General features: G+C 54.1%; 7 protein-coding genes and 1 pseudogene. 7 read left to right on the plus strand and 1 reads right to left on the minus strand.

Translation table 11 applies throughout. The annotated features are described in order from the left end of the window. Positions 1-178: 178 nt before the first annotated feature. Positions 179-1,210 carry a glycoside hydrolase family 25 protein gene (locus tag E0L15_RS06660; protein WP_168125001.1) on the plus strand — a complete coding sequence of 344 codons (1,032 nt, stop codon included), beginning with the start codon at positions 179-181 and terminating at the stop codon, positions 1,208-1,210. 68 nt (positions 1,211-1,278) lie between these two features. On the opposite strand, the gene E0L15_RS06665 is transcribed toward E0L15_RS06660, so the two are convergent. Then, on the minus strand, positions 1,279-2,364 hold the full coding sequence (locus E0L15_RS06665; protein ID WP_168125002.1) for a WYL domain-containing protein: 1,086 nt from the start codon (positions 2,362-2,364) through the stop codon (positions 1,279-1,281). Positions 2,365-2,512: 148 nt separating this feature from the next. On the opposite strand from E0L15_RS06665, the gene E0L15_RS06670 reads away from it, so the two are divergent. The 6 genes and pseudogenes from E0L15_RS06670 to E0L15_RS06695 all read left to right on the plus strand — a co-directional run. Continuing rightward, positions 2,513-3,202, plus strand: a complete 690-nt coding sequence (locus E0L15_RS06670) for a tetratricopeptide repeat protein (RefSeq protein WP_168125003.1) — start codon at positions 2,513-2,515, stop codon at positions 3,200-3,202. Between the two features lie 23 nt (positions 3,203-3,225). Further along, positions 3,226-3,390, plus strand: a complete 165-nt coding sequence (locus E0L15_RS06675) for a BC1881 family protein (RefSeq protein WP_158096609.1) — start codon at positions 3,226-3,228, stop codon at positions 3,388-3,390. Positions 3,391-3,610: 220 nt separating this feature from the next. Beyond that, positions 3,611-4,663 carry a reverse transcriptase domain-containing protein gene (locus E0L15_RS06680; RefSeq protein WP_168125004.1) on the plus strand — a complete coding sequence of 351 codons (1,053 nt, stop codon included), beginning with the start codon at positions 3,611-3,613 and terminating at the stop codon, positions 4,661-4,663. Positions 4,664-4,685: 22 nt separating this feature from the next. Beyond that, positions 4,686-5,255 carry a DNA-3-methyladenine glycosylase gene (locus E0L15_RS06685; RefSeq protein WP_087391055.1) on the plus strand — a complete coding sequence of 190 codons (570 nt, stop codon included), beginning with the start codon at positions 4,686-4,688 and terminating at the stop codon, positions 5,253-5,255. Positions 5,256-5,276: 21 nt separating this feature from the next. After that, positions 5,277-6,077, plus strand: coding sequence for an agmatine deiminase family protein (locus E0L15_RS06690; protein WP_168125005.1), 801 nt, complete (start codon positions 5,277-5,279; stop codon positions 6,075-6,077). Between the two features lie 73 nt (positions 6,078-6,150). Beyond that, positions 6,151-6,862, plus strand: a pseudogene (locus E0L15_RS06695) (ATP-dependent nuclease subunit B); the annotation flags it as partial.

Genomic DNA, 6,862 nt, shown 5'->3' on the forward strand with positions numbered 1-6,862 from the left:
CAGCGGGCGGGAAAACTCTGCCGAGGGCTTTGGCCTATGCAAGCAAGTCCGAACTTCTTGTGTGGACGTTGGCTTTTTGACAGTCTTCATCTGCCACAGAGGGAAACCTCTGTGGCAGATTTTTTCATTGCATTCAGTAGCGAAAATCCATATAATGTGGGGAAAGGAGGGATACCCGTTGGAACATCAGATGTTAGACCAGGAGAGAGAGACAGCGGAGGAGACCTCTGACCAGCTGGGGCGGGCACCTCAGCGAACCTCGCAGAAACAGAAATGGCCGGGGAAGAAATGGGCGTTGGCTTTGTGTGTGGCGGTGGCCATCTTCGGCGGCCTGTGCCTGAAGGTATATCAGCTCCATAACCGGGTGGAGTGGCTGCTGGAGAACACTGTGGCCAAGAGCACCATCCGGGACCTGGCCTACCAGTACGGCCTTACCACCACCTTTCTCCAAAAGCTGTTCCCCCAGTCCTATGTATATATGGGGGCCAACGGCATCACCATTTCACCCCTCAAGGACGACTTGGTCCAACACAGCTACGACTGGAGCGGACTGAGCGAGGAGAACGGACGGTATCAGTACACGGCCCCAGACGGCACCCAGGCTCTGGCAGGGGTGGACGTGTCCACCTATAACGGGGACATCGACTGGGCGGCGGTGAAGGCCGACGGCATCTCCTTTGCCATGATACGCCTGGGCTTCCGGGGCTACGGGGAGACAGGCAACCTGGTGCTGGATGACAAGTTCCAGCAAAACATCCAGGGAGCCACCCAGGCGGGGCTGGACGTGGGGGTGTACTTCTTCTCCCAGGCGGTCACCGTGGACGAGGCGGTGGAGGAGGCAGAGTATGTGCTGGACGCCCTGGAGGGGGATTCCATCACCTACCCCGTGGCATTTGACCTGGAGCAGGTGGCCCACGACGAGGCCCGCACCGACGATCTGAGCGTGGAGACTGCCACGGAAATCACCCAGGCGTTTTGCCAAACCATTGCCCAGGCGGGCTATCAGCCTATGATCTACGGCAACGTGACGTGGCTCATGGACCGCATTGACCTGACCCAGCTCACCGAGTACCAGCTGTGGCTGGCCCAGTACCAGAGCACCCCTACGTTTCCCTATCAGTTTACCATGTGGCAGTACAGCCATCAGGGCAGCGTGGCGGGGATTGAGGGGAATGTGGACCTGAATCTACTGCTGACGACCTTGTCCTGAGATGCGTACAACAACCAAAACCACCCATCTGACCTTGCTCGGATGGGTGGTTTTCTTCGTTATAGTGATCAATCGAAGGAGGGAATGGCGTGGTAGTTGGATAGGGCTTGTTCCAGACTTTCCACCACACGCTGTGCAAGGGGGAGGGGCTTTAAGACGGTTACATCTGGGGAATAGGTTTTGGCAAAGTGTTCAATGGCCATTTCGTTGGCATAAACGGTCATTGTGACATGGGAGTCTGTCTCATCGTGAAAATCCACCTGGTGGCCGAACAGGTCGATCACATCGCTGACCATGAATTTGGAAATACGCAGACTTGCATGAATGTTTTCACTGGAATACATGTAGGGGTGTTGTCTCATGTAGGTGGCCAAATCCAGAGAATCACCATTGGCCCATTTTAGTTGAGAAAACGGCTTTGCTGCCTCATCCAGAATGCGCAGGTTTAGAATACGATCCAGACGGTAGTTGGAGATGTCATCGTATTTGTCATGATTGCATATGAGGTAGTACTTGCCCTCTCTGGCGGCCATTTGATAGGGGCTGATGACATATTCCCGAGCTGACCCATCGGGACGTTTGCGCACGTGTACTTTTTTATCCGTTCCATATTCGGTATACTGGAAGGAGACCTTTCGGTGCTTGCTGATGGCCTCATCCAAGAGCTCAATGGTGTAGAACAGCTGCTTGTTATGTCCAACATCCTGGGGCATCCGGGCAATATGCTTGACCCGGGAGCGAAAGTAGACGTTGGACAACCCTTCCAGCTTGCCAATCAGGTCTTTGCACTGGTTGTGTGGAATGTGGCCGGAAAACAGGAGGCTGTCAATGAGCAGCCGGAGTTCTCCGGCGGTAAAGTCCCGTTTTAGGTAGAAATCGGACCAGAGATAGCTCTCTTCCTGGGTGGTTTGCCCGGTTTTAGGATTGGTGACCGGAACCATGCGGACGGTTTCGGTGTACTCGATGTCATAGCCGCAGTCCATCAGGTTGAGCAGATTGCGCCGAATGGATTTTCGATCGGCACGCATGGAATATTCCCGTTCCAGGATATCGGCAATCTGCTTTTGGCTGAGTCGATGCTCTTCATCGGTGTATCGCTTAAGAATGTCCAGAATATTGAGAATCAGCATTTTTTTCGGCTGCTTGGAGTACATGGTAGCCCCACCTCTCAAGGTATATGAGTTTATTATAGCGCATATGCCAGGTTTGACAAGGAGATGGGTGGGGAGAAAATGCCCCACGGTATGAGGTATTCTGTTCGTAAGCTTAAACCAGCACACGTTGGAATAGGAGTGGTATGTCATGGATGTGGAGATTTCTCAGCAGGTTCAAGATTGGGTGGAGTTGTGGCAGGATGCCAACCGAAAGAATGACCCCAGGGCGCAGTATCGGTTGGCCACGTTGTATGCGGCTTCCTCCGATGTGGAGGCAGAGAAGAAGGCGTTTGAGTGGTATAAAAAGTCAGCCGCTCAGGGATTTACAGATGCTTGCTTTTCCCTAGGAAAATGCTACGAGGATGGGAAAGGGACGAGAAAGAACTATCGTCAGGCCGTCCGATGGTACAAAGCAGCCCAGCGGGGTGTATCCGACGATTTAATGGAACATCCGGCGCCCATGGACCGCATTGAGGACGCTATGGTACAGCGATATATGGAATATGAGGCATATGCCCAGAGCGTGGACGAAGTGCTGGAGGCCCAAGGTAGTCTATGGGAGGATTCCTTTCAGAGAGATCTAGAGGAGGCTGAGAATGGGGATGCGGAGGCCCAGAATCGCCTTGGACACCGGTATCGGTATGGACAAGGAGTGGAGCCGGACATGGAACAGGCGGTGTACTGGTTCTGGAAATCCGCTCAACAGGGGTGTGAAGCGGGAATCTCTCATTATGCGACGTGCATGGAAGAGAGAAAAGAGTACAAAGAGGCGGCAAAATGGCACCGCAAATATGCACAGATACTTATCAAGTGGAGAAAACGGCGATTGGGCTGGTAAATGAAAAGAAGGGAATGAGCTACATGGATTTATCCAAGGTATCCACTCAGGAGCTGGTGGAAGAGTTGAGAAAACGGGAGGCGGTGGAGGTGGTGCAGGTACTGCCCTATCAGGAGTATCGCATTTTGGTGGGAGACCGGGAGACCCGCGACAGCGGTCCCGCCCTTCTTCTGCGGGTCTGGGATTAACTTTATGTTGCTGGGTTTGGGGGGGCAGTGGTAGAATAAACCTACAAGCAGGATGCTTTGCGGTAGAGTACAGGGAACGAAAGGTTCAAGGGGCGGCGAATCGCCGTCTGGGGTTTCGATGCAGTGTTCGACTTTGACTGGGCAAAGTCGGTGGCTTGAATGGATATTCAAGTATTTTGGTACCGCAAGGAATCATGGTTTGTGAGTGGTGGGGAAACGTATGTATATCCGAGAGGATGGCACCATCTATTTTCATGAATGGGATAGACCGTTTGTCGCCAAGTTTGGGGAGTACACAGCCACTCAAATGGTGCTGGCGTTCCAAGCCGAACACCGTGGCCTACCATTTCTCTATGACACTCACCAGCTGGCTGCGTTCTTACAGATGAACCGCAAACGGCTGTTCGATCTAGTAAAACAAGTGGATGAGCATTATGACCAGGTGAAAATAGTCCAAAAGAACGGAAAAATGCGAGTGCTCCATGTTCCGGATGGAGCATTGAAGGCGGTGCAGCGTCAAATTCAACGAAACATCCTGATGCACTTTTTGCCCTCGCCGTATGCCACGGCGTACATCCGCCGGAGAACTCTGGTGGACAACGCAGCGCCCCATGTGGGAAAGCGATATCTCTTGAAATTGGATATCACCGACTTTTTTGGCAGTATCCAGTTTGCACAGGTGTACCGCAGTGCCTTTTGTACCCCCTATTTTCCCAAGCAGGTGGGGGTGTTGCTCACACGTCTGTGTTGTTGGCAGGGAGCTTTGCCCCAAGGCGCACCCACATCTCCGGCCCTTTCCAATTTGGTGATGAAATCCTTTGATGTATACCTGGGAGATTGGTGCCAGAAGCATGCCATTGCCTATACCCGTTATTGCGATGACATGACCTTTTCCGCAGACCGTCCCCTGTACATGGTCTACCAGAAGGTACAAACCATGTTGGAGCATATGGGGTTTTCCCTCCACGAGGACAAAACCTGTTTTGTCACCCGAGCTTCCCGGCAGTGTGTCACCGGGCTCACTGTAAACGAAGCTGTGTCGGTGTCCAGGGTATACAAACGTCAACTTCGCCAGGAGCTGTATTATGCCCAAAAGTTCGGTTTGGCGGACAGTCTGAGGCACACCAAAAGAGAGAAGTTCTTCACAGGTGAGACGCCAGATGTGGAGAGATATCGGAATCACCTGCTGGGTCAGGTGGGATTTGTCCTCCAAGTGGAGCCGGAAAACCGTTGGTTTCAACACGCAAGGAATGCGTTGAAAACAATGAGATAAACGAAAAAGGAGTGACCATAACATGAGCAAACCGGAGTGGATGACGCAGAAGGACTTTGACAAAAAGATGAAGGAGAAGGATCGAGATTTCTTCAAATGTCCCGCAGAAGAGTTGGCCCAAAAGCTGATCGGTAAGAATCTGTGCCATGTTGTCGATAAAGACAACAAGGACGAAGGACCCTTTGTGATTAAGGCTCGGATTCGGATCGCAGAGGCCTATCCAGAAAAGGACAAATTCACAGACGGGAATCGGGAAAAGAACAAGACCTCCCAAGCGTTGGAAGGTGGGCATCTGCACCTGTTTACCAAAAAAGGAAATGAGAGGAAACGCATGGATGTGGTAGCCAATAAGGTTGATGTATCCGAAGGGGTTTTGATTTGCAACGCCGATCCCTATGATGGCCCTCGAAATGTGGTGGATGGGCTGTATATTCCCAACAGTGCCGATGGCATGGATATGCTGAAAGATGACGCCGAAATCTGGATTGAGGACGATGGCACCCAGGCGGAGTTGAAGGAGCCGACGAAACGAAAGAACATCCCCGACGACAAGCCCCTGCGCTTCGAGGCAAAGCGGTTTATCTTCAAGTGAGGGGGAGGGGGGAGAAACCGAATGCTCTATCTTTCTTCTTTGCTCCAAACAACCCCCATTTATCAAGCTGCGGCGGACAGATTGTCCGCCGCACTTGCGTCTCAACAGATTCCATTCCGATTTTTGACGGGCGCCAAGGACATCTGGCTGCGAGATTTCATGCCAGTCCAAATTCGAGACGGCACCTTTGTCTCCTTTTGTTATGACCCGGGGTATCTCCAAAACACTCCCGAGCTGAAAACAGACTATGAGAAGGACATTGCCCCCCAGCTTTCTTTGGCTGCGACGTATTCCTCCATCAACCTGGACGGCGGAAATGTGGTGTTCTCCCCATCCAGGGAACAGGTGGTCATCAGCGATCGGGTGCTGGGAGAAAATCCTGCATATGCTCCCCAAGAGCTGGTGAAGACACTGGAGGAGCAGCTGATGGCCCAGGTGATTTTGATTCCATCCCTACCCAGTGATATGACCGGTCATGCGGACGGAATGGTTCGGTTTGTGGATGAGAACACCGTGGTGGGTAATCGTGTTCCCTCCAAATATGGCCTGGAGCAGCGCATCAAGCGGGCGTTGCGCACCTACCACATAGAGGTCATTGACTTTCCCTACTTCTCCTCTCCCAAAGACAGCGCCGTGGGGTGCTATCTCAATTTTCTGGAGACGGACACTTGCATCTTCCTACCTGTGTTCGACGTTGCCATGGACGAGGAAGCGGTGGCACAGGCACAAGATATCTTTTCCAAGCCCGTGGTACCGGTGTGTATCAATGAAATTGCAAAACAAGGCGGTGTCCTCAACTGCATCAGCTGGGAGATGCCGTAAGGTTTCACGGATTGCTTTCCCGCTACAAATCCGGTAGAATGAAACCCATCAACCCACGAGAGGAGGGTGCGCCATGCTCACCCTATTGTATGCCCGGGCGGGGCAGGAAATACGAAGAGAATTGCTGGAGCGGCTGGGGGCGTCCCCGGCCCAGCGCCGCCTGCTGCTGGTGCCTGAGCAGTACTCCCACGAGAGCGAGCGGGCCATGTGCCAGGTGCTGGGAAACGGAGCCTCCCGCACCTGTGAGGTGCTCTCCTTCACCCGTTTGGCCGGACGGCTGCGGGAGGTGGCAGGGGGCGGCGCCGCCCCGGTGTTGGACGGAGGCGGGCGGATGCTGCTGATGTACGCCGCCCTGCGTCAGTGCGCCCCCCAGCTGCGTATCTACCGCTCCCCCTCCCGCAAGCCCGCCTTCCTCACCCACGTGCTGGCCACCATCGACGAGTGCAAGAGCTGCTGTGTGCAGCCCCAGCAGCTCTTGGAGGCCGGGGAGGAGCTGGGGGGCCAGCAGGGGGACAAGTGGCGGGACATTGGCCTACTCTACGCCGCCTATGAGGCCCTGGCGGCTCAGGGAGCCGCCGACTCCCGCAGCCGCCTGGACGTGCTGGCCCAGCAGCTCACCGAGACGGGCTGGGCCCAGGGCAAAGAAATCGCCGTATTCGGCTTTACCGACTTCACCCCCCAGGAGGAGCAGGTGCTGGAGCAACTCATACACCAGGCCCATGTCACCGTGGCCCTGGTGTGTGACCCAGACAACGACCCGGAGGGCATCTTTGAGCCTGCCCTGC

The organism is Pseudoflavonifractor sp. SW1122, from assembly GCF_012027765.1.
GTDB lineage: Bacteria > Bacillota > Clostridia > Oscillospirales > Oscillospiraceae > Enterenecus > Enterenecus faecium.

What these genes read in the sequence shown, in the direction of transcription:
- E0L15_RS06670 (WP_168125003.1), top strand. Translation starts at nt 2,513, where the DNA reads ATGGATGTGGAGATTTCTCAGCAGGTTCAAGATTGGGTGGAGTTGTGG.
- E0L15_RS06680 (WP_168125004.1), top strand. Translation starts at nt 3,611, where the DNA reads ATGTATATCCGAGAGGATGGCACCATCTATTTTCATGAATGGGATAGA.
- E0L15_RS06690 (WP_168125005.1), top strand. Translation starts at nt 5,277, where the DNA reads ATGCTCTATCTTTCTTCTTTGCTCCAAACAACCCCCATTTATCAAGCT.
- E0L15_RS06675 (WP_158096609.1), top strand. Translation starts at nt 3,226, where the DNA reads ATGGATTTATCCAAGGTATCCACTCAGGAGCTGGTGGAAGAGTTGAGA.
- E0L15_RS06685 (WP_087391055.1), top strand. Translation starts at nt 4,686, where the DNA reads ATGAGCAAACCGGAGTGGATGACGCAGAAGGACTTTGACAAAAAGATG.
- E0L15_RS06665 (WP_168125002.1), bottom strand. Translation starts at nt 2,364, where the DNA reads ATGTACTCCAAGCAGCCGAAAAAAATGCTGATTCTCAATATTCTGGAC.